This is a genomic window from Runella sp. MFBS21, assembly GCF_029433105.1.
In the GTDB taxonomy this organism is placed as follows: Bacteria; Bacteroidota; Bacteroidia; order Cytophagales; family Spirosomataceae; genus Runella.
The window spans coordinates 43,654-67,563 of the sequence record NZ_JARNTW010000005.1; the positions used below are offsets into that span (position 1 = coordinate 43,654).

The following is a 23,910-nucleotide window of genomic DNA, read 5'->3' on the forward strand; positions in this document are numbered from 1 at the left end:
AAATGTACGTAAAAATGTTCTTGTCGGCAACTAATATTGGATTTTACATTTTTGAGCGAGGTCTTACTTCTTTTGAGGCATATCAAGCTGGAGTGGTTCACTATGATGAAAGTCATGGACGTAATTTTGGATTGCAGGTAGAGATGAAAACAGGAGCCTCTTTTTTTGTGAAACAATGTAAGTCAAATGATTTAGAAAATAGAAGGACGTTTGAGAAAGAAGCCATTTTTTATGATTTTATGTCAAATCATCCTTCACACCTCACACCGTCGATACCTACATTTTATGATTATGATGCTCGCTACGCTATTTTAGTATTGGAGTTGGTTCTCAAGGCCCAAAATCTCTATAAAATTGCTTCTATTTCAGAACAAATCATAAGGCAAGTAGCTCAAGTTTTGGCAGCACTTCACACATTCAAAAAAAAGGAACTTTTGCCCTTTTCAGACCATGTGCCTACGTTGCTAACCCTCCACGATACGCATACTCAGCGGTGGCTTTTGTCTAAAAATAATACCAATCATCAAGCGTTGCTAAAAATGCTTTTTAGTCGCAAAGTATTACTAGAAGGATTGGGGCATTTGGCAAAAAACTGGCGAAGTGAAAGGCTGTGTCATGGAGACTTGAAATTTGAAAATATTCTGATTTCTACTTCCCAAGGCCTCAGACTCATTGATTGGGAAGAAGCAGGCTGGGGCGACTCCCTTTGGGATGCCGCAGGGGTGATACAGTCGTTGATTAGCAAAGAACTCATGGAAAGCCCACAGCTGATTTTTAGTCCTTTTGTTGCTTCTGAACCTCTGAAATCTCCCAATATAAGGCAAAATTCGGCAAGCTTTTGGTCCACTTACACAAGCTTGATGGACGACACCTTTGCGGAGGAGCAAGTGATTGGCTATGTAGGGGCCAGAATGATTGGGAGATTGTTTGAATACAGTAGTGCTACCGACATATCCGCAAGAGCCCGTGAAATGATACCTTTGGCCGAAAAAATGATAACTGAACCACATAAGTACACTTATCTTTTGAAAAATAATGAGTGAAGAGATATTAAAAAAAATGATAGCCTCGGTGGAGGTTACTTCTACCAAGCAAATTATATTTCAAGGAGAGGCTGTGTTGGAATTTTACAATTTTTTGCCAGTACATGAAATAGCCAACGAGTGGTTGATTGAGACTTTACAGCGACTATTTTATAAACATTTTTATATAGTACCCTCTACTCCGAAGATACTTCCTGATAAAGCCAATCAAAAAGCATACTTTAAAAAGCTACGCTCGGCCAATCGTACGCGAAGTAAATGGCAAAAAGGCTGGAAACTCGAACATATCAATACCAATGGGAGTGTAGTCGTAACCTTAAAAGGAGAGCGGCGTTTGGCGCGGGTAGGGGAGTTTATATTAGAAAATCCTTATCATAAACCCCTGAAAGTAGGCGAGCAGGTGCGGATTTTTTGTCCTAAGGAGTATGCTGAAAGCGTGGAGGGTTTTTATCATGTATTTGGGGAAAGATTGTCGGACAACTTTCTGGAAAGTGAAGTACGATTTTATTTTAATCTTTTGCCCGACGGTTCTCCTTTGTTGATAAAATCATTGACACTTTACTTGAATCTAGCCCAAATTCCTTTTCATTTCAAGTGCCTTCAAAATCCCCTTTTATATGATAGAGTAGATGCGGGGATACTTTACGTGAGTCGTCGGTATTTTTTTGAATTGGTGCCTATTCTGTGGCAAATCTACGAAGAAGTCGAATCGTATCTCGCGCCTGATGTTCCCTTGTTTACATTGGTTTTGGCCAAAGGATTGGGTTTTGCCGAAACCCCTACCGCCGATAGCTTTGGGATGCATCGTTGTAAGCTCTTTGCCACGGCCTTGGTAGAGTTGCTTTCAGAGAAAAACAGCGTATCAGTCCCGCTACTACAAGAGAAAATTGGACAACAAGGTTATGATTTTAACCGGTTATATCTGAATAAAAATAGTCGTTTTCCCTATCTATTTGAAAAGTAATTCCTGAAATGTCTGCTGAAAAAAATCTATAAATCAAGGTTTTCGTACTGAAAAATCATTGGAAACCCTGATGATTTTATTTTTTATAAATGTTCACTTTTGTGTCCATCAAAAAAAGACTGGGAATAAAAAGCTTCTTTGGTCGGCTACATTGTGGTTTTTGTGGAAGAATGTTTGGAGATACTAATAATTGTACCTATGATAGACGGTCGTATTAAACTTATTTTAGTAGATGATCACCAAATCATTTTGGATGGATTAAGGTTTTTATTTTCTTCATTCAAAAACTTTCAAATAGAGGCAGCGTTTACAGATAGCCGTAAGGTGTTACCTTACTTAGAGGCTCATGGGGAGGTGGATATAGTGATAGCGGATCTTAATATGCCTCATCTGACGGGTATTGACTTAGTGATATTATTGAAAAAAAAATTCCCTACTATCAAAGTGCTTTTGTTGACTCTGTCTGAAGACATTGGTCATATCAAAGAGGCTTTTAAAGCGGGTGTTTATGGCTATGTTTTGAAAAAAGCCGACAAAAGTGAACTCGAAAAGGCGATTGAGCAATTGATGGAAGGACAAAAATACATCAGCGAAGATATGATTGAGGAGTTAACCTCCAATACCTCTGTACCTCCTAAGCCGTTGGAGTCTGAGAGTATCCGCCATTTGACTGCCCGAGAGAGGGAGGTATTGAAGTTGATTCTTGATGAAAAATCTACCATAGAGATTGCGGATATTTTGAGTATCAGTATACCTACGGTAGAGACACACCGGCGCAGTTTGATGATTAAACTCAACGCCAAAAATGTGGTAGGGCTTGCCAAATATGCGATTAAATATGGATTGGTTTAAATCTATAAGGGTATCCTAATGAGGTGAGTCGTACCGAAGGGAGTATTGTCTGAATTTGTCCAATGACCTTGCAATGACGCAAGGCGAGTAGCAATATTTCGTAATCCTTTACCCTCTTGAGGGACGTTATCCATGCCTTTTCCATTGTCTGATACAGTCAAAAGTAATGTTTCTTTAGTGAGTTCAACCCTGATGGTGGCCTCAGTGGCTTGGGCGTGTTTGAGGATATTGTTGATGAGTTCAAGACAGATACTGTAAAGTTCAAATTCGGTTTTAGAGTTCAATCGAGCAGGGTTATCTGTCAGTTGAAGCGAAAATGTAACAGGAGTATTACGGTTAAGTTTTTTTATGAGTATTTCGAGAGCTTTCCATAGTCCTTGTTTTTCTAATTCTTCAGGGAGTAGGTTGTGTGAAAGTAGTCTGACTTGGTCGTAGGCTTGCTCGATGGTGCTCTGGACGTGTTGGTATACTTCTTGTTCTTTTGGTTCAAGTTTGTTTTTATCGATGGTACCGATACTCCATCTTAGGGAAGAAAGCGTACTTCCGAGGGCGTCGTGGAGGTCGGCGGCTACGCGTTTTCGCTCGGTGGTTTGGCCTTCGAGCAAGGCAGCTTGGAGTGCGATGTTTTGGCGTTTGAGCATTTGATTACGATAAAAGATAAACGAAAGTCCAATGAAAAACGCAACTATAGCAGCAATCGTTATCAACTTTCGCTGTTGTTGTGCCTTTTCATTTGCGAGCTCTCTTGCGCGTTCTAGTTGCCTTTGTTCTACCTCAATGATTTCAATTCGTTGGGCTTTTTCGTGGCGGAAGAGGCTGTCTTTGACTGCAAGCATGAGGTCTTGATATTTGAGTGCACTGTCGGGTTGATGTCTGATTTTATAAGTCTGAGAGAGAGCTTTGCTAGCTTCCCAAAAACCACGCGGGAAGTTGGCCGCTATAGCGCACCGCATCCCTTGCGTAGCGTAATAAAAACTTGAATCAATTTTTCCTAATTGAAGGCACAGGTTTGCTGCTTGGGCATATACTACGCTCAAGGTTTTTTGGTTGTTTTGTTGAATACAAGCATTGATACCACGCTTGTACCAGTAGAGGGCTTCGTGAAGATGACCGTATCTTTCTAATGCTTTGGCGTAGGTCATAAAAATATAGCCAAGCTCATGGGTGATGTGGTGATGTAGAGCTTCCTTAACTCCACCTTTGGCAAAATACAGGGCAGAATCCAATTGATTAAGTGCTTCGTAGGCATTGCTCAGATGTGCTTGCTCATAGTAAGTTCCTCGCTGAAGAGATTCTTTTATTTTTTTTGCCTGAAAAAGGTAAGGCTTAGCTTTTTGAAAATCGCCCAATGTGATATATAAATATCCGATAGCGCGGTGGCAGTCTTCGTCAACAAGGTCTTTGAGTTTGTATTTTTTTTTGAGCTCTAGCGATTGTAAATAAAAATCAAGCGCTTTGGCATAGTCACCTCCATTGAGGTAGCTGTTGCCGATGTCTAAAGTCGTTTTGGCTTTTAATCGGTACGTTTGGTAATGGGTAGAGAGAGCAAGCAATTCCATTCGATAGTAGAGACTGCTATCAATTTGAAAACCGTCATAGTGAGCGGCTACACCTATTAAGATTTTGATTTGTAGGTTGTCTTCTGAATAAGGAGTTTGTCCAAAATAGCCTTCTTTTTTACAAATCGCTAAGGTTTTGAGATAATGAATGATAGCAGCTTTATGGTTATTCAGGGTTCTATAGCCTTGAGCTAGGGCATAGAGAGCTTCTGCTTGGGCGGTAGTGGAGCGAATTTTTTTTGCTTCTGCTAAAGCTTGGGTGGCTATAAGTAAACAAGAGTCTCCTAGTCTTCTTTTGGCATATTCTTCAGCCAAGCGGGTCATTAACAGGCTTTTTTGTAAGCTGCTTTTTTGGGTGGCTAAAACTTGTCGAATACTGTCAGTAGCCGTAGGAGAATAGTTTTGACCGAAGCACTGAGCCGTAAGCATCAAGCAGTAAACAAAAACAGCACTACGAAAAAGCATGGAGCGTCATGAGCTATTTTAAGATATATAAAGATGCTTTGTTTTAGTCAAACTTTCAAGAAAAGGCACTAAAAATCATGGTTTTCCATGACCATATTTTGTACTTATGCTAGAAAAGGAAACTATTGAAAATCGAATACAGCGCACCACAGTAAAGTGTGGTGAGATTAAGCCGAGAAAACGACTTCGTTAGTCAACCCGTTTTCGTTTGAAATAATATAGCGTTGGCCGCCTAAGGTCTGAACCCGTTCATCAATGTTATGTTGTCCTTTACCTTTGGGAGTATGTTTTGTTATCCCTTTTCCGTTGTCACTTACCGTCAATTTAAATTGTCCATTCAATTGGGTAAAACTGATACTTGCCTCGGTAGCGTGAGCATGTTTGAGGATATTGTTGATGAGTTCAAGACAAATACTGTAAAGTTCAAATTCGGTTTTAGAGTTCAATTGAGCAGGATTATCTGGCAGTTGAAGCGAAAATGTAACAGGAGTATTACGGTTAAGTTTTTTTATGAGCATCTCGAGTGCTTTCCAAAGCCCTTGTTTTTCAAGTTCTTCGGGGAGAAGATTATGTGAAAGTAGTCTGACTTGGTCGTAGGCTTGCTCGATGGTGCTCTGGACGTGTTGGTATACTTCTTGTTGTTTTGGTTCGAGTTTGTTTTTATCGATGGCACCGATACTCCATCGCAGGGAAGAAAGTGTACTTCCGAGGGCGTCGTGGAGGTCGGCGGCTACGCGTTTACGTTCGGTAGTTTGGCCTTCGAGTAAAGCCGCTTGCAGGGCGATGTTTTGAAAGCGGAGTTGGCGGTTGTTCCAAATGATAAATCCTAACAATAAAGCTAACAACGCTGAACCTACAATGAGCCATGTACGTAACTGTTGCTGTTGTTTGAGTTGATTTTCGAGGGTGAGTTTTTGAATACTTCCTTGTTGTTGAGCCGAAATATTTTTGAATTCGGTTTCTTTTAGTTTTTGTTCAGCTTCTTCAGCGGCCAATCTTTGTTGATTCAGCTCCAAATCTTTGTTTAGAAGCTGCATGCGAGATGAGTTTTTTTAGGATAGTGAGCCGATTGATGGTAAGTAATTCTTTTTGACGAGCTATCTCGGCTTCCTTTTTTTGAGTTTGATATTGAAGTTCAAGTTCGTTGAGGCGTTTGCTAGATTCGACGCCTTGTAGCGAATCAACCAAAAAAATGGCAATTTGGAAATGTTTAAGTGCCGATTCATAATTTTTGACGGCTTCATAAGCTTTATATAAAAGGTCATGGGCTTTTTTGATGTATAAATCGGATTTACGTTTTTGGGCAATATCAAGGGCAATTTTGCCATAAATAATGGTTTTTTGATGCTCTTTTTTGTCGGTATAAAATTCGGCGAGGCGATTGGCAAGGTAGCCGTCAGTGATAGAGGCTGGATTGTTAATAGGGTCGATACCTGCTTTTTTGTAGTAAATAGTAGCGCTATCAGGAAGGTTGTTGAACAAAAACATGGTGCCGATACCAGTAAGCGGGACAACGGCAGAAGGTAGTTTGTATTTTTCTGAAAGGGCAATGGTTTTTCGGTAATGCTCAAGCGCTTTTGGATAGTCTTGCTTCATGCGATATGCATCTGCGAGGTAATTGTGTACATTGCCTTGAGAGAAATAATCTTTGGTGCTTTCAAAAATTCTAAGCGAATAGTTAAGATAATAAAATCCCTTGTCAAACTGATAGTCGGATGCAAGCATAGCCCCTAGGCGAGCGCTGGCAATGCCGACTTCGCGCATACGTTGCAATTGTTCCCATACGCGTATGGCTTGAATATAATCACTGACGGCTGAGTCTTTTTTTGCCGCAAATGTATAATAGTAGCCGCGAGTTCGGTAAAAATACCCCCAACCTGCGGGCCATTTCATCGTTTTTAGTTTCTTATAAACGGTATTGATAAAATAGTAGGAGGAATCTAGTTTTTTGGAGGTATAATCGCTCGCTAGATCTAATTCAAAACGTATGATGGAAGTATCTCTTCCGAATGATTGGGGTTGCTTGAGTAATCCCATGATGTTGTTGCGACGCGAATTGATAAAAGTATTGCTTTGAGAAAATAGCAACTCGGGTAAGAAGAAAGAGATTAGAAGTAGAAAAGTAAAAATTCCTTTCATTCGCATTAAGATATTGTCAGAGAAATAAACCCTATGTATATGTAAAAGTAGGTGGTAAGCTCTCGCTTGTATTGTAAAAATACGACATCTGGAAAAGTAATGCTTTGTTTTGAGAAATGAATGTAGCGTTTTACTCAAAAAATCATGGTTTTCCATGAGGTGAAAGCATGGCAAACCATGAGAAATAGAGAGATGGATAGTGCCGAATTTTGTAACAGTAAAACCCTATAAATTTTTCGATAGATGAAAGCTCAAAACATTGGCCTGAAAATCCTTTTAATGATTACCTTTTTGTGTATACAACTGACGGCTTTTAGCCAGAGTTTGGAGCAGACCTTCTCACAGTTGTTAGAAGAATACAAAAAAAGCCCTAAAGAATATGCGCAAAGGAGCTATTCTGAAGATTATCGGTTTTTGGGCTGGGCCTCTGGTAAAATTATGGGTAAGAGCGAAATGCTTGCCTTTTTAGGCACCTTGAAAGTGGCGGAATTATCTTGTTCAGATTTGAAGTTTGTGGAGTCAGGCAATGTGGGAGTAGTAAGTGGGTATCTGACAGCTAAGTATGCTGCCAACACTTATAAAGACGCATTTACGTATGTTTATCAAAAACAAAAAGGTAAGTGGGTCAATATCTCGGGGCAACATACCAAGGTGAGTTATGATGAGCCGAGTAAAATCGCTGCTGACGAAATGGCAATCAAAAAAGTAATCTCTCAAAGCACAGATTCACTTTATGCTGGAAAATTGTCTTTTTATGTTCAGACATTGGCAAATCAGCCGTATTCGTCACGTACGAGTGTCAATGCAGAAGGCAAGTTGGATTATTATGCAGGTGAAGAATTGGCAAAGCTTATTGAAGATTATAAAAAAAATATAGCTAAAAACCCAACCACTTCTACCGTAATCGCAACCCGCGATAACTGGCTGATAAGGGTCAATGGAAGTTCGGCCTTTGTCACCTTTGACCAGCATAATCAAAATTCAAACGGCACAAAACGTGACAGCAAAGAGATACGCTATTTAGAAAAAACAAACGGTGAATGGAAGGTAGTAAGTGTGGTTGCGCTAGTCAAAAAATAAAAATTATCTCATTTCAAATCCCCCTTTTTTATCAATGGAAAATGTATCTATCGTCCCTGTAAGAGGACTTACCACTGAATTTTTGATGGAAATGCGTGTAGAACTCAATTTGCAAATCATTGGTGATACACCTAATGGCCACCGTCGCGTGTATCATATTACGGGTGGTACAGCCCTTGGTCCCGATTTTAAAGGGGAAATACTGCCGGGTGGAGGAGATTGGTTCATTGTTCGTCCCGACGGAGTGGGGTTGCTAGATGTGCGAGCGACGGTCAAAACCGACGATGATGCTTTGATTTATGTGACCTACCGTGGGATTTTGTACAATACCCCTGCCCTCGAAGCAAGGCTCATAGCGGGCGAAACAGTACGCTGGGATGAATACTATTTCCGAGTGGCACCGTTTTTTGAAACAGCTTCCGAAAAATACGCCTACCTCAATCACACCCTAGCGATAGGAGTAGGTGAAGCTGACTTCGCGGGAGTGTCGTATAGTGTATATCGTGTGATTTAGGAGATGCCGTGGTTTAGGTAAAAAAGAAAATATGATAAGTCTAAATTCATGGTTTTCCATAATGTAAAATCTTAAGAAACCATGATAAAAAAGGAGAGGGAAGAAGGGAGATTTTATAGAAAAAATGTGAAAAGAGAAGAAGGGCTTGCCATGAATGCAGTATTTCTAACGCTTAACCATCATGAAACTATATAGCACATGTTGTTTGATTAGCATTTTACTATTGTGTATTGGGAGGACACTACAAGCTCAAAACCTCGAAAAGATAAAAAAACAAAAACCGTTTGAAGTGCATGGTTCTTTATCTTTAAGTTTACAGTTTTATGATGTAAATGGTATTAGTAGTAGACGTCCTCCATTTACATGGTATATCACTGGGGCACCTGTGGTGAAAATATGGGGTATGTCATTGCCTATCTCTTTGACATTGAGCGAGCAACAACGCACTTTTTCGCAGCCTTTTAATCAATGGGGGGCGAGTCCTTATTTCAAAAAAATAAAGTTTCATTTGGGGTATCGCAATGTCCGTTTCTCCGATTTTACTTTGGGAGGGGCTACTTTTTTGGGTGTAGGTGTAGAATCGATCGGCACCATAAGGTTTGGTTTTGTATATGGTCAGTTTGTGAAACCTATTGAAGAAGATTCGTCAGGCTTAGATCCCCGTTATCGCTACCTACGGCCTAGTTATCGACGATTAGGAATGGCTGGAAAAATAGGAGTAGGAAAACCCAATGCTTTTTTGGATATCAGTGTATTCAAAGCACATGATGTAATTGGGTCTATCAATACTCCTTCCAAACGTTCGCAGGTTACGCCGATGGAGAATTTGGCGGTAGGCATAAAAAATCACCTTAGTTTTTTTAAACAGAAGTTGGTGGTTGATTTAGATGTGGGGGCCAGTCTGTTAACACGCAATACGTTGCGATACGATTATGAAGGTTCGGATCCAGTTTTGCGTTTTTTTGTAAATATACTACCCGTTAATGGTTCTACTTCTCTCTTTACAGCAGCTCGAGGAAATGCATCATATCGGTTTAAAAGCGGCAGTCTGGCGGTTCAGTATCAACGCATTGACCCAGATTATCAGTCTTTGGGCGCGTATTATTTTCAAAACGATGTGGAGCAATTTACGCTTTCACCTTCCTTCTCTTTCTTCAAAAACAAACTAATGATCAATGGTTCGTATGGGCGCTCACACGATAATCTTAATCAAAAAAAACTGGCGACTACGTATCGAAATGTGGGAGCGGTCAATATAAGTGCGGCGCTAATTCCTCGACTAAATATCACTCTGATGTATACAAACTTCGGTGTTGGTCAGAGCCGGGGGCTGGGCGATTTGTTTAATGATTCGCTGGCTATCAGTATTGTAAATGCGTCTTATAGCGGAAATATAAGCTATTCGCTTGGGTCTCGTATCCAACGGCAAACGTTTGGTGTCATGGCTACGTACCAGAATACAAATGATCAAAATCAATTTACACGGCAATATGTGGGCGCTTCTTCTTTCATAAGTTCTGTGAGCTATAGTTATTCTTATATCCCTGCCAAACTCACAAGCAGTTTATCGGTAAGCTATGTTTCTATAGAAACGTATGGACGCCGATCTACCAATATAGGGCCTGCTCTAACAGCTAGCAAAGAATGGTGGAAAGGTAAATTGCGTACCTCTTTTACCCATAATAGTCAGCTTCGGCAAACAAATCGACTAAGCGATGGCATAATGGCCAATACGGGTATGAGTGCTTCTATACATCAGAAAAAACAATCCTTGACGCTGGCTGCCAACTATTTGTATAACCGCTACAATACCAGTTCTGAGGGGATCAATTACCGGAATTTTAGTGAATACCGAGGGACAATTACCTATGGAATACGATTCTAACAATTTGAAAACCATGAGAGGTAGCAGAGAGTTTGTGATAGGATTAATGATAATGTTATTGTCAATAGTGGCAAGAACGCAAGTCGTAAATATTGATTTAAAAGTCACCACCCAACGGACGCTTTCAAGGCTTGACGAACTTCAGGAACTGGCTAGGAGTGGTGAAGTACTATTGACACTTACCAACCTGACAAATCAGCAACTGACGATTCAACTGGATGTATTGCTCAGTTCGCCACAAACAGATTTTCGGATACAGACCAATCCTGATTCTCCAAGCCCGACGATTTATACATTTGTTCCACCAAATCAGGTAAAAACATTTACGCCCATTGAGCTTGCGGAAGAATTGTTTGATGAAAATAGTTTTGTGCTGGGTAATGGTCAGTTATTGAGTGAATTTCTGGCCAATGATCCTACGGGTCAGATTCCTACTGGAAACTATCAACTGTGTGTACGAGTGCGCCCAGAGTCATTGAATCAACAACTCAACAATACCCTTAGTAATTTAGGATGTGCTAATTTAACATTTCAACAATATGCGGCACCATTGGTCAATGTCATCAATGGAATGCCCTGCCTGGCTGCAGGAATGATTGGAGCTACCTCTATATTGCCTCCCAATGCCCCTTTTCCTATTACTTTCACGCCTCCTACCTTTGGGTTGAGCGCTGCTATTCCGGTTAATTTTAGATATACAGTTTATATAATAAAATTAAATTCGGATAACAGTGATGAGGCTAACCAATTTATACAATCGCTGCAAGTAGGAGAGGAGCCTCGAAATTGGATTGTCAAGCAGACGTTTGATAATATACCTCCAAGTGTAGGAACAGGCACAATCATTTTACAGCCAGAACATTTTACAGCACCGGGGTTGGAATTTTTTCAAAAATATGCGCTGGCTATCAAGGCGGAGTCGATTGATAATCCGTCAATTACATTGCCCAATGGTGGACTGAGCCCTGTGTATCTCTTTAATTATGGCGAACATACCATAACAACTATCCCTATACCAGAATGTGGTCAAGAGCAATACGATTATAATCCACCTACAGGCCCCACGATAGCAGAAGCAGGCATTAATATTGAAGATTTGTACCTCAATAAAACGGTTCCTCTCAAATTGGGGTACTATAATTTTACTATAAAAAATATAGAGCCTTCTACAACAGGCCGGTTTTCGGGGGTAGGACAGGTTTCGGTGCCTTGGTTGGGTATGGATGGGCACAATTTTTTATTAGATGTTGAATTTGAAGACATCGAAATAAAAATAGTCAATGGGACATACTATGTCACTGATGGGGTGGCTTGGGCAAAACTTGCAGATGAATTTAAAGAACATCCTTTCCTTAAACAGTACTATGATACCGACGATTCGCCCCAGCAAAGAACGCCACTTGCTGATACCGACGGAAAAATAAAAGAAGCCTTACTGGCACTTCGTCAGGGAAATGGTACTGTTTTCCGCGCTGGATCAGATGACGAATACCATTTTCCGCTTATGTATCGCCCTGGCGGCTTTATTAAGGTTGAGAACCTTACTACTACCGAGCAAAATAGAGTGGTAGAAAATTACCGAGAAGGAGCAGGGGCAATATGCGCCCTGACTTTTATGCCAACTCGAGCGGTCATAAATGCCATTTTCGAAAAGGTCGTCGGGACGGACTCTGTAACATATGAACTTGCGTTAAATTTACCAGCCTCTCCTAAAGGATTGGCTTGCTACTTTCCGGAGGCGGATGAAAGCAAACAAGAAACCAATCCTGTTGCCAATTTGGCCATAGCAATGCTCGACGATCCAGAATGTGGCGAAACCGTCGAAGATGCAGTTCTACCGGCCAATCTAGAACCTGTGCCCTCATCAATTAATGTTGTTGGGCTGGATATTATGCTTGGTTATTATCCCATCCATTATTTAGAGGGAGAGGTTGTAGACGGCAAATATGGTGGTCAGGGATTAGTAACGATTCCTTGGGCGAAAAATGCGCTTGTTAAAACTACGTTTGAAGGAGTAGACATTAAAGTTGATGCAGGAAATGGCTTTTGGATTTCAAAAGGTGAAGTAAAAACAATCCTTACAGAGAACTTTCTTTTTCCTAGTTTCTTTGAAAACTGGAAAACAGTTAGTCAGTCGCCACCCCAAAAAATAGATTTAGCCGCTCAACGAGCCGAAACCAAAGCACTTTTTAGTTTGATTAGGCAGCACTCGGCCTTAACTCATCTTCTGGAGGGCGGAGCTATTATGCCTATTCCGTACCTCTATAAGCCTGATTCTATCAAAGGGAAATTGGGGAATGCCTTAATTTTAGGTCTGGGATTCTATGAAAATCGGGCGGTAGCGAATGTTGTTTTTGAGCATATCCCACAAAACGGTGATACTTCTAAAGTTACGTATATAGGATATCGTAATCTGGCGATTTCTTCCAGAGGGATTGATTGCTTGTTTTATGACGACAATACCAATACCCTTATAGCGCAAGCCCAAGACCCTGATTCACCTCCTTGTGGAAGTGCTGTTGAGGCAACGGTTCCGCCTGGTGGTGAGCCTATCGTCGAAGCAGATGTTGCTCTAAGAAGTACTATTAAATTTGGCTATTTTAGTGTCACCACCAACGCGCAAGTCCGTATTGTCAATGGGAAATTGGAAGGAGAGGGTACAGTCAATATTCCTTTCTTGAAATCAAAACTGAGAGTCGTATTCCATAATGTAAAAGTAAAGAATATACAAGGCTATTTGTATGCTATTGAGGGATATGCAGAAGTACCTAGAGATAATATTGGACTCAATGTAGCAGAAACACTTTTTGATGTTGGCGATACGCCCGTCACCGGAAAAATAGAGTTGCCATCGGGTGTAGTTCGGGATGTTTTCAATGGACTTCGAAATGTAGGGCGATTGTATACTCAGCTTACCGATGAAACGGCACGCGTAGGAATGCCGATTGCAATCACGACTACGTTGGGTGACGAACAGCTCAATCTTGGAATTTTTGCCATGCGTTTTTATCCGACCCGCGCTAATTTCAATGTGATGCTCGAAACACCCTCTCTTGGCGAAATAGGGTCGTTGTATGTGGGAGCTAGAAATGTGGGCTTTTCACCCAATGGTATGTCTGCCGCCAATACGAGTTTCTATCTGGGGGGCGATTTGACGATTCCGTTAGGAGGCATGGCAGTCAAGCTCAAAGGAAGCCCTAATCAAAATGGAGCGCAGACATTTGTGAAGCTAGGTTGTAATGCTTCCTTTGAGAAAGTGAAAGTAGTAGGTGAAATAGATTTGGATACCACGTGGGTTCGTCCTACAAGTCAGACCGAAAAGGTGGCAAAAGTTACGTTCGATTTTGACATGACCAAGCCCGAAGATTTGTTGGCGAAAGCAAGCATCACTCCTTTGTATTTTACAGACATACCTGACTTTAAGTTTTCTTTTACAGACGTCTCTCTTGATTGGTCAACCACACGGAATCCAGCCGGTTTAGTCATGACTGCGCAAGATAGAAATGCGCTCGCCGGTGTCGAAACCCTATGGCATGGTATTTATGCTAAAGATGTTTCGGCTAGTTTGTCAGATACACTTTTTGGAAGGGAAGTGCGGTTGGGTGTCAAAGATTTTACTTTTAGTTTTACAGGTTCTAACAATCTATCTTTTACAGCTTATGGGGCCAATCTGATTACAACGGGTGGCTCTCTTGCCGGATTTGGATTCTCGCTTGATACCATTGCGGTAAGTATGACCAACGGTATGCTTGCCCCCCCTGTTTTGCAAGGTACTATTCGTTTCCCCCTTTTCGACGATCCGCTCAAATATGCGGGTACGTTTAATGCTACCGATCGATTTATACTTACCGTTACAGCCGGAGGCAACAACAACACAATCCGATCCAGTGCCCTAAAGTCAGAATTTCAATTGAGCCCGAACGTGCCTTTATTGACATTTAAGGCAAAGGGAATGGAACTTACCGGAGATTTTAGTGGTAAATGGTCAATCATCGATCCAGAAACGGGTGTCAATTTTAAAATGATGACTTTTCAAGGATTGAAATATGATCGAAAGAAAGGATTTGATACGCAAAATTTTGTGGTCAGCTTTGCCAGTCCACAAAAATACATTGGAGGTACCGAGAGTAATTCTTCCAACAAAGCGAGTGGTTTTCCAGTGACCATTGGCGCGCGAGGTTTTACGCCTGTTTTCTCAGGCAATTTTTTCGATGCTACGGGCGCAAGGTGTGGTCTCAAGTTTAGCTTATATCTCAATCTGGTAGGAAGTGATGGCAGCTCGTCTAGTCAAGGACAATGGGGGTTTGGGGCAGAAACCACGCTTGAAGTATCGGCCAAAGGAACTTGGAGTGCGCAGCGAAAAGAAGTTGAGTGGTCAGATCCTAAAGTAAACCTTGAAGCAATTAGCATCGATGTAGACGTATCTGTGTGTCACATAAAAGGTGCTTTGAAATTTTTTAACAATGATTCAATATACGGAAATGGGGTAAGAGGATGTATTGATTTTCAGCTCAAGGAAGAATTAAAGATCAATATCAAAGGCGGCATACAAGGTATGTTTGGGGTTAAGGATGATTATCGTTACTTCTACCTTGATGGCTACATAGACGGCCTGCAAATCAAATTAGGTCAGTATTTAGCTATTTCTGGTTTTGTAGGTGGATTGGCTTATAATATGCGGCAGAGTGGACTGGATGGCAATGGTCGTCCGAATTATATTGCTCGGTTTGCTAATGGCGCTCCCTGTGATATAAATGCTCCCGCTCCCTTTGTACCAGCAGAAGGGTACGCTAATGTCGCATTTGGTGTTAAATTCAAAGATGCGGGCGCAGGATTTGCCTACAATGGTGTCATGGGTTTTGGCGTAGGCATCAACCTAAATACAGGGGGTATTCAGGAGTTAGGGGTATTTGGCCAAATGAATTTCGTGCGTTCGCCTACCACCTCACCGGGTCCTGGCGATTTGGTGAAAATGCAAGCCAATCTACAGATGTCCTACGACTTTGAGCAGGGAAAACTAACCGGCAACTTTGACGTTTACCTCAATGTGGTTAGTGTTATTAAAGGAAGCATGGATCCTACTACTGGTTTGGCGGGACGTATGGTAATGTATGCCGATAATAGCCATTGGATGATTTGGCTTGGCAATCCTTGGGGAGAACAAACGGCCCCCGGACCCGACGGGATTTTGTCAGGTATCACTCGTTATGCAGGGGTATCTCTAAAAATCGCCAATCAAGAATTAGCTCGTTCAAGTGCCTATTTTTGTATTGGAAATTATCCTTTTCCGGGCTTACCCGACTTACCAGATGATGTACCAGCTGATTTGAGGCGTATTATAGACGGAAGTCGCCCTCGTCTAGATCCTCGCGTGAGTAGTGGAGGTATTGCGTTTGGGGCTAGTTTTCATGTAGGGTTTGATGTAGAGCTTGCTTTTTTGAAAGCTATGCTTGATATGGGAGCTGGGTTTGATCTAGCCTTGGTAAAGTATGCAGAGGGGGCTGTAAGCTGCAATGGTACGTCTAGCTTTGGACTTAATGGATTTTATGCGCGTGGTAGGGCATATGGCTATGTTCGTGCCAATCTGTCGATTGTGCATGATGAAAGTACATACACTTTGGCGGAGTTTAATAGCTACATCTTTGCCAATTTTGGTGGACCGAATCCTACTTGGCTCGAAGGACAATTTTTTCTAGAAAAAAGCTCGGCTATTTCGCTCATACAAGGTGTGGCTGGGTATAGTACTGGAGGAATATACTCCCTGATTGACTGGGCTAGCGAGGGTGGGCTGTCTGAAGCCATTTATGGCACGGTCAAATCAGGCACCGACGAAGTGGTAAAGGCTAAGGGCTTTGAAACGAGCGAAAATGACATTTCGATTCCTTTTAAACTAGGAACAAAATGCGAGCCAAACGCTGCTGCTTCCTTTAATGACAAATGGGGCTCAGAAGGCATTATCGCTTACGTCACGCCAGATGATAACCAATCTATGGACCCTTATGGACGAATAGAAGTTTTTCTCAATCAAAACCTTTATAAAACCTGGAAAGTAATCAAGGATAACGGAAATGGAAACTTCACGACTTATACGAGGCATTGGTATATCAAGAAAGCTGAACTTGTAAAGAGTGCGGGCGGAAGTATTCCGTTACGAGAAATAGCGACCGAAGACAATAAGCTTACGTATCAGCCTTATTATTCAAATGGGGTACCTCTACTTCAGAAAAACGATAGGGCTATTTTTACCATTACCCTAGGAATAAAGGAAAAAGAAAATGCAGGTGAATGGTACACCAAAAACTACTTCGGTGATCGTTCTCGGGCAGAAGACGAACGAGTCCACCTGTTGAAAATAACAGAAATTACGAGCACCCTCACAGAGGCCGATATAGCAATGAGCTATCCAAAAGTAGGACAGCAGTATTACCTTCAGCGCAATGCTCCTTTAGCAAAAACGTTTATAAAACTCAATAGAGTACTGCCGCAGCTTGACCGAATGGATACGCCTGAATTTTCATTGCGGCTTGTCACTCGTATTTTTGCTCAACAACAGCTATTGACAGAAGGTACATTTAGTTATCACAAATATTCAGACCAAACAAGCGCTTTGAAGGTGAGCCTTCCTCCGCTTCCGAATGGCGTAAATATTAATGTTGAGTTTTGGGTAGAAAAAACACCTAAGCAATCCACCCCAGCTTCTGGGTCCAACGGAGGAACGCCTGTAATGAATGCGCGTAACATGCCAGTTCTTGTTGAAAAAACCAACATTTATACTTGGACTTTCAAAACCAGTCAATTCAATATGTTGTCTGAAAAATTAGGCCAAGTGAGAACAACGCCTTTTGTACATGACAGTCCTACGAGTTATATCATGGAAACAACCCTTCGTTCGGAAGAAGGCTGGGACAACTTCGAACTGGTATCGAATGGGCAAGGGCTTGAGGTCACAACCCAACTTACTTCTGCTTGGCATTTGGCCATAAAACCGATCGTGCAGGCTCGTTTAGCAGAAATCAACGCTGCTTTAGCACAAACAACCGTACTGAGAGAGAGAGTAAATCTAAGCAATACAAAGTATATTCTGGAAGGATTGTTGGCTAAATTGAACGGACAAAACGTTACAGTTCCGGTTTTGCTTGAAAATGGAACCACGCTCCGGTTGCGCTATGAACATAATCAGAATCTAGCCAGTTTTTTAGGGACAATCTCTCCCCCAACAGCTGCTGATTATCCCTTCCATTTTCTATATACATACCCTGTATTAGAAACAAATGGAAGTATATCATATCCAAGAAATGATGTATCGCCTGCTCCTGCGCAAAACAACGCTTCTGGCATGGTAGTAGGAGCATTGGGTAATTTATCTGACCAAAATAAGAAAACAATAATCATTCCTTATGCCGGAATGCAGGCCGCCGTAGCGACCCAACAAGTGGAAATGGAAGCAACACTGAATATACTTCAAAATATTCCTAAAACAATTCTGAAAAAATGAAGGACACTATATTGTTTTTTGAACGTAAATACGCCTCGGTTTATGGAGGGCTGATGGGAGTTATGCTCTTTATGACAGCTTCTTCGTATGCCCAAATCAATGTCTGGAAACAGTATACCAATGACACCCTACAATTGCTCTGGACACCTCTAACAGCCGATGCATGGCTTCGTAATCATACATATGGGTATCGTATAGAGCGTGCTGAAATTATCAAAGGTCAACGTCCGCGATTTACATTGCTTACGCCTCAGCCTCTTAAACCTCTTGATAAAACTAACTGGAAGAAAATCAATCCAGAATCGGCGGCGGCTTACCAAGCCATTTATGGAAGTAATGGCTCTGCTACTACAGAAGGAACAGGGAAAAATGAAGCCAATCAACAAGAATTGCGGCATTTTATGGCCTTGCTAAGTGCTTTTAAATCTCCAGAAGTAGCTTATCAGATGGGGATTGGTTTTAGAGAAACAAATCTAGTTAGAAATAAAAAATACCTCTATAAAATTTATGCGGCTCTCCCTCAGAATGCCAAAAATGACACGGCTTATATCGCTGTAGATACCTCAAAGCCGACAGTTTTGAAAAGCCCACCCGGCTTAAAAGTCGATGAATTAGAAAAAACAGTGGTAGTGCATTGGCCAGTAAAAAGCTATGCTCAAGACTTTGTGATGTACCATATCGAACGCTCTGACGATGGTAAAGTGTTTCGACGTATTACCAAAACCCCGCTCATACATGCTGATCGTAGAGCGCAGGAATCATCTTATAAAGATTCTTTGGGTACCAATTATCGACCTTATGCTTATCGTTTAGTGGGTATGACTCCTTTTGGAGTTTGGAAAACAGGAGAATTCATAACGATGGCAATGGGGAGAGATAAGACCCCGCCCTCCCAGCCGTTTATCGAATCAGCCAAACATATAGGCGGTCGGAGTATTGAAATCACATGGAAACAAGAACCGCAGGAAGCAGATTTAAGTGGCTTTTGGATTCGGCGTGCCAGCCATATTGATGGACAGTTTAAAAATCTTACAGTAATGCCTCTGCCCAAGACTGAGCGGCGTTTTGTGGATGATAAAGCGGATCTTAGTGCTACAAATCACTATATCGTTTATGCCGTCGATACTGCTGGAAACGAGCGTGCTTCTTTTGCCGCCTATGCATCACTTCAAGATTCTATAGCGCCAGTGCCTCCGCAAAAACTAACAGGCAAAATCAGTCCTAAGGGAGAAGTAACCATTCGTTGGAAAAAAAATGATGAAAGAGATCTGATGGGCTATTACGTCTATTATGCCAACGATCCTTCTCATGAGTTTTCGCAAGTAACGCACCAAATGCTTGTCGAGCCAGAGTTTAGAGACACGATCACCCTCCGGTCGCTTACCAAAAAAGTATATTATCGCGTCGTAGCGGCTGACAAACATTTTAACCACTCCCAGTTTTCAGAAATACTAGAACTCAAACGTCCCGATTCAATTAAGCCAGTCGTGCCACTTATTACTTCTATTGATATAAAAGAAAATGAAGCTATGATTCATTGGGGAGCGAGTCCAAGTGATGATGTAGTTGAGTATCGCCTTTATCGACGTGAACACAAAAAAGAAGCAACTCTGATGAAGAGTTTTATAAAAAAAGATCTCATCATTCGTGAATATAAAGACATATTACAGCCTAACATTTTATATGAATATTACCTTGAAGTAGTAGACGAAAGTGGTTTGGTGTCGGATAAATCACCAGTGCAAGCAGCCAAAGCAATTCCCTCTTTTTATCTAACGGATAGACCTCAACCAAGTGTGACGTATATAAGTGAGCGTAAACAAACAAAAATTACTTGGAGCTATGCAGCAAAGGAAATGCATCGGATGATTATCTATCGAGCTGAAGATAAGAAAGTATTCAAGATAATCGGTGTTGCCAGCCATAAAGAAGGATTATTCATAGATAAACCACCTCGTATCGGTACCTACCAGTACATGTTAAAAGCTATCGCTGAAGATGGTCGCGAAACAACATTTAGTAATCCTGTTGAAATCAAATTATAATGATAATACGAGCAATGAAAAAGGTTTTATCTTCTCTTGTTTTTGCGTCGGTATTGTTGCTTTGTAGCCAGTGTCGAATAAACAACGTAGATGCGGTGCCCAAAATCATAGACACGCCAAATGGGGGAAAAATGGTTGTTTTTGGTACTCCAGTGTTGAAAGAAAATGTGGTGATTTTGGATACGGCTTCGGCCAAACAATTATCAATAGTCGGAAATAGATTGATTGTGAGAGGCGAGGTGATCACAAAATCGGTTGCCAACGGGCGTATTGCGTCTACAAAGTTGCGAGTGGGTAATATTGTTATTATGGAGTCGGTAAGTTCTTTTATCGATGGCGTTAGCCTTATCATTGATAGGCTAGTAGGCGAAACACAAGATCCTGTTACTGGCTTTAGGGTTGAATTCGAATGTCATGTTGTAGAAGGTCCCAACGAAATATTTGATTCTTTTCATGCTATATTCTCTGTGTTTAATATAAATGCCTATAACGGAGATTTAAATCTGGAAGGGGATTATTATACAGAAGAAAAGAAAGAAGTGCTTTCGCCTACAACGGTAATTAAAAAAGAACGTAGAGTAGGAGGGTATATAAAATCACATTTCAATGGATACATAAAAAAAGCGGTAGATTACGAAATTAATATTCAAAATTCACAGATAGTTAAGCTACAAACCATCCGGAAAGAAATACATGATTATGCACTACGATTAGAGTTAAATGGCAGATTCGTATTTAAGCATTCAAAAGAAGTTGGAATACCTATTGAAAAGAAACAAACATTTTTTCCAGGTGGGATTCCTATACTTGTTGGTATTCAACTGGTAAAAAAATTGAATGTAGAAGGAAGTCTTACTGGAACTATAGACTATACGAAATCTTTCTATAGTCGAAAATATGAAAAAACAACTATAGAGACTATTCAACCTGACGAAAATGGTCAGCTAGTTAAGAGAGTTACGGAGCGTATTGATCAAGATGACTATAATTTCGCCAACGAAATGAGAGGTAAATTTGCTGGCAATATCCGATTTGGGGTTGAAGGAGGCGTTTCTAGCTATTTATACAAAGAAACATTTATTAAGATAAGTGGCACGGTTGAAATATATATAAAAGCAGACTTAAGTTGCTCATCGGGTGGGAAAGGATTGCATCTTGTTACCAGTTTATACGTACGCCCTAAGCTTGTACTAGAGTTTATTTTCTTGAAAGAGATTTTTAATAATCAGGAATTTAAGTTTGAATATTATGAAGATTATCAGCTTGCTAGTAGCAATTTTGATTTTAATGTTCTCTTTGATTTTTGTGGCGTTCAAGTTGAAGTGTTGCCAGATTTGTCACAGTTTGAACAGTTTAAAGTATTGCTTATACAGCGCGGATTTCCTATCAACGAAGGTGCATCTCCACCTGTTTTATCCGGTTCTTCGCCTCCTTTTAAAGAGGCCTATTTTGGCTCCCCTGTAGGTCTTATTTATTCAACATACACAAATGATGAATACGATTATTCTTTTAAAAACAACGAGATTATTCCTTCTAAAGCTTTTGGTCCTATAAAATTCAGATTTAGCAGTCAAAGTCCAGAAGGAATTATGGTCGAAATAAAGCGAAATATAGATTTAAACAATCAGGTTTCGGCCGTTAATAGTTCGTATGATGTTTGTAATAAGGCTGTTATTTCGGGATCGGGACAAAGATTTACAATCATTGGCTTAATGACAGGCCAATTGTTTGCCAGCACTGGTGGCGTATATAGCACCTACGATAGTTATTTTGCGATCTCTGGAGAGGTGATCGCTGCTGGGGTCGTCACTAATGTACACTATGCAACCCAGCTTATTCGCACCTACGGAGAAACTCAAAGTCGAGTAAATCCTCCTAACGGAACATTCCGGCATTTTAAAGTGGCTTCTGCTGTCAGTAAAATGAGCAATGACAATTTCTAGAAAGAACGTATATATACAATGAAAACGCTGTTCAAACTTTTTTGGGGCTTGCTTTGGCTTGCCTCGCTTTTCCCTTTCTCTTTACAAGCGGCGGTACCAGGTGTTCCATCAGGTTTTTCGGCTACGACAGCCTCTACTTCCCAGATCAACCTATCATGGAAAGCACCTACGGCTAACCCAGCTCTGACGGGCTATGAATTGCTTCGGTCGGAGGATAATAAAGTTTTTGCTAAAATCGCAGATATAGCCGCCGGAATTATTTCTTATCAGGACAAAGGTCTTAAGTTTAATACAACCTATTATTACCGACTCTATGCCCTCAATAAAGATGGGAAGTCAACGGCCGCTGAAGCCAATGCCAAAACGCAGGGTTTTACGTTAGATCCACCTTCTAATCTGGCCGCCACGGCTACCTCCCCAGTCGCTATACGTGTCAATTGGAGCAACAACTATGCGTATTCCAAAATTGAACTGCGCTACACTACCAATTCCAACAATACAGGAGGGCAGTTGCTCTCTTTAGGCGGACAAGTGACGCAATATGATCTGACAAGCCTAGATCCTAATACCAAATATTATATTTCGCTACAGGCCTTTTTACAAGGAGAAGGGCTGGATTATTCGTCCAATAAAGTGGGGACCAATGCCACTACGCAAGATCCCACTCCTTCGTCGCCTTCGGGTCTGTCCATTACTGGAAAGACAGAAAACAGCATAGGTGTGGCATGGAATGCCGTAAGTGGTGTGGAAGGTTACCAATTAAGAATCTCAGATGTTGCCGACTTTTCAAAAGGAGTGAATACCTTCGATGTCAGTGCACTGTCTTATAAATTTACTGGTCTATTATCTGGGCATCCTTACTGGATTCAGGTTAGAGCCAAAAACAACGTTAATAAAGTAGATTATTGGTCCAACTGGTCAGGTAGCGTTTCAACATCGACGGACAATTCGCCACCTGCTGCTCCTACGGGTGTCAGTGCGACTGCGCTCAGTTCTGCTCAAATAGAAGTTAAATGGACAGATGCTTCCAACAATGAATCAAAATTTACTATAAGTAGAAGTGATCAAAGCAGCAATGGCCCTTGGACACAAGTAGGCGAAGTGGGGGCTAATAGTCAAAGTTTTACGGATAACGGAGTGCAATCGAATAAAACCTATTATTATCAAGTGTGCGCCGTAAATAGTGGGGGACAAAATTGCGCACTTTCTAATAAAGTAACTACGCCTGGTAGCCCGCCACTACCTCCTGGCAAACTCGTGGTATCTATCAATGGTACCTCGGCTTCGTTATCGTGGGAAGATGCAGCAACCAATGAGACAGGGTATGAAATTGAACGTAAAGAAGAAAATGGCTCTTTTGCACGTATTTTTACATCAGGTAATTTTTCGGGAACGGGAACCTTCAATGATAACAACCTTGCTAATGGAAAGACGTACTGTTATCGTGTTAGAGCTGTTAATTCAGAGGGAGTTTCTACTTATTCTAATGAAGCTTGCGGTACGACTCGCGAGACCCCTCCTAATACTCCTTCAAACTTAACGGCAACCGCTGCTAATTCTCGTCAAATTAATCTCAGTTGGAATAATAACAGTAGTAGTCAAACAAAAGTAGAAATACATCGCTCAGAAAATAACAATTCTTTTGTAGAAGTAGGAAGTACTGGTGGTTCTTCAACAACATATACAGATCAAAACCTCAGTCCCGATAAAAAATATTTTTACAAAGTGAGGGCTCTAAATAATGGAGGAAGCTCGGATTTCTCTAATGTTGCAGAAGCCACTACGCTGCCTGAAATTCCCAAAGCGGCCACAGGTCTGACAGCGACGGCAGTGAGCAGTAGTCAAATCGACTTGAAATGGACTGACAATTCAGACAATGAAACGGGTTTTGACCTTGAGCGCAGCACTGACGGCAGTAATTTTAGT

At 41.2% G+C, this 23,910-nt stretch carries 13 protein-coding genes; 10 read left to right on the plus strand and 3 right to left on the minus strand.

Translation table 11 applies throughout. The features are described 5' to 3' along the window. The first annotated feature begins 2 nt into the window (after positions 1-2). From P1X15_RS13155 to P1X15_RS13165, 3 genes are all read left to right on the plus strand, one after another. Positions 3-1,043: an aminoglycoside phosphotransferase family protein gene (locus P1X15_RS13155; RefSeq protein ID WP_277338590.1), complete on the plus strand. Its 1,041-nt coding sequence runs from the start codon at positions 3-5 to the stop codon at positions 1,041-1,043. After that, complete coding sequence (locus tag P1X15_RS13160) at positions 1,036-2,007, plus strand: T3SS effector HopA1 family protein (RefSeq protein WP_277338591.1); 972 nt, start codon at positions 1,036-1,038, stop codon at positions 2,005-2,007. Before P1X15_RS13155 ends, P1X15_RS13160 begins: the two co-directional genes overlap by 8 nt. Before the next feature lie 198 nt (positions 2,008-2,205). Further along, on the plus strand, positions 2,206-2,859 hold the full coding sequence (locus P1X15_RS13165) for a response regulator transcription factor (RefSeq protein WP_277338592.1): 654 nt from the start codon (positions 2,206-2,208) through the stop codon (positions 2,857-2,859). Between the two features lie 2 nt (positions 2,860-2,861). Here P1X15_RS13165 and P1X15_RS13170 read toward each other — a convergent pair whose 3' ends face one another. The 3 genes from P1X15_RS13170 to P1X15_RS13180 form a co-directional block, all read right to left on the minus strand. Next, positions 2,862-4,883, minus strand: a complete 2,022-nt coding sequence (locus P1X15_RS13170; RefSeq protein WP_277338593.1) for a histidine kinase — start codon at positions 4,881-4,883, stop codon at positions 2,862-2,864. Between the two features lie 167 nt (positions 4,884-5,050). Next, complete coding sequence (locus P1X15_RS13175; protein ID WP_277338594.1) at positions 5,051-5,920, minus strand: sensor histidine kinase; 870 nt, start codon at positions 5,918-5,920, stop codon at positions 5,051-5,053. Continuing rightward, entirely contained in the window at positions 5,868-7,022 is a 1,155-nt protein-coding gene (locus P1X15_RS13180) for a lipopolysaccharide assembly protein LapB (protein WP_277338595.1), read from the minus strand. The genes P1X15_RS13175 and P1X15_RS13180 overlap by 53 nt, the downstream gene beginning before the upstream one ends. A gap of 243 nt (positions 7,023-7,265) precedes the next feature. Here P1X15_RS13180 and P1X15_RS13185 point away from each other — a divergent pair, with 243 nt between their 5' ends. From P1X15_RS13185 to P1X15_RS13215, 7 genes are all read left to right on the plus strand, one after another. After that, positions 7,266-8,102 carry a nuclear transport factor 2 family protein gene (locus tag P1X15_RS13185; protein WP_277338596.1) on the plus strand — a complete coding sequence of 279 codons (837 nt, stop codon included), beginning with the start codon at positions 7,266-7,268 and terminating at the stop codon, positions 8,100-8,102. A gap of 34 nt (positions 8,103-8,136) precedes the next feature. Continuing rightward, positions 8,137-8,616, plus strand: coding sequence for a DUF3237 domain-containing protein (locus tag P1X15_RS13190; protein WP_277338597.1), 480 nt, complete (start codon positions 8,137-8,139; stop codon positions 8,614-8,616). 181 nt (positions 8,617-8,797) lie between these two features. Then, positions 8,798-10,501 (plus strand): hypothetical protein, encoded by a 1,704-nt coding sequence (locus P1X15_RS13195; protein ID WP_277338598.1) that lies wholly within the window; start codon positions 8,798-8,800, stop codon positions 10,499-10,501. Then, positions 10,485-17,996 (plus strand): hypothetical protein, encoded by a 7,512-nt coding sequence (locus P1X15_RS13200; protein ID WP_277338599.1) that lies wholly within the window; start codon positions 10,485-10,487, stop codon positions 17,994-17,996. Before P1X15_RS13195 ends, P1X15_RS13200 begins: the two co-directional genes overlap by 17 nt. Then, a complete protein-coding gene (locus P1X15_RS13205) occupies positions 17,993-20,041 on the plus strand; it encodes a hypothetical protein (RefSeq protein ID WP_277338600.1) in 2,049 nt (682 codons plus the stop codon). The genes P1X15_RS13200 and P1X15_RS13205 overlap by 4 nt, the downstream gene beginning before the upstream one ends. 14 nt (positions 20,042-20,055) lie before the next feature. Continuing rightward, positions 20,056-21,984 (plus strand): hypothetical protein, encoded by a 1,929-nt coding sequence (locus tag P1X15_RS13210; protein ID WP_277338601.1) that lies wholly within the window; start codon positions 20,056-20,058, stop codon positions 21,982-21,984. Positions 21,985-22,002: 18 nt separating this feature from the next. Continuing rightward, positions 22,003-23,910 (plus strand): fibronectin type III domain-containing protein (locus P1X15_RS13215; protein ID WP_277338602.1); only part of this gene is annotated, 1,908 nt, incomplete at its 3' end.

Coding starts and splice junctions, on each gene's coding strand:
- P1X15_RS13155 (WP_277338590.1), top strand. CDS start 3: ATGTACGTAAAAATGTTCTTGTCGGCAACTAATATTGGATTTTACATT.
- P1X15_RS13160 (WP_277338591.1), top strand. CDS start 1,036: ATGAGTGAAGAGATATTAAAAAAAATGATAGCCTCGGTGGAGGTTACT.
- P1X15_RS13165 (WP_277338592.1), top strand. CDS start 2,206: ATGATAGACGGTCGTATTAAACTTATTTTAGTAGATGATCACCAAATC.
- P1X15_RS13170 (WP_277338593.1), bottom strand. CDS start 4,883: ATGCTTTTTCGTAGTGCTGTTTTTGTTTACTGCTTGATGCTTACGGCT.
- P1X15_RS13175 (WP_277338594.1), bottom strand. CDS start 5,920: ATGCAGCTTCTAAACAAAGATTTGGAGCTGAATCAACAAAGATTGGCC.
- P1X15_RS13180 (WP_277338595.1), bottom strand. CDS start 7,022: ATGAAAGGAATTTTTACTTTTCTACTTCTAATCTCTTTCTTCTTACCC.
- P1X15_RS13185 (WP_277338596.1), top strand. CDS start 7,266: ATGAAAGCTCAAAACATTGGCCTGAAAATCCTTTTAATGATTACCTTT.
- P1X15_RS13190 (WP_277338597.1), top strand. CDS start 8,137: ATGGAAAATGTATCTATCGTCCCTGTAAGAGGACTTACCACTGAATTT.
- P1X15_RS13195 (WP_277338598.1), top strand. CDS start 8,798: ATGAAACTATATAGCACATGTTGTTTGATTAGCATTTTACTATTGTGT.
- P1X15_RS13200 (WP_277338599.1), top strand. CDS start 10,485: ATGGAATACGATTCTAACAATTTGAAAACCATGAGAGGTAGCAGAGAG.
- P1X15_RS13205 (WP_277338600.1), top strand. CDS start 17,993: ATGAAGGACACTATATTGTTTTTTGAACGTAAATACGCCTCGGTTTAT.
- P1X15_RS13210 (WP_277338601.1), top strand. CDS start 20,056: ATGAAAAAGGTTTTATCTTCTCTTGTTTTTGCGTCGGTATTGTTGCTT.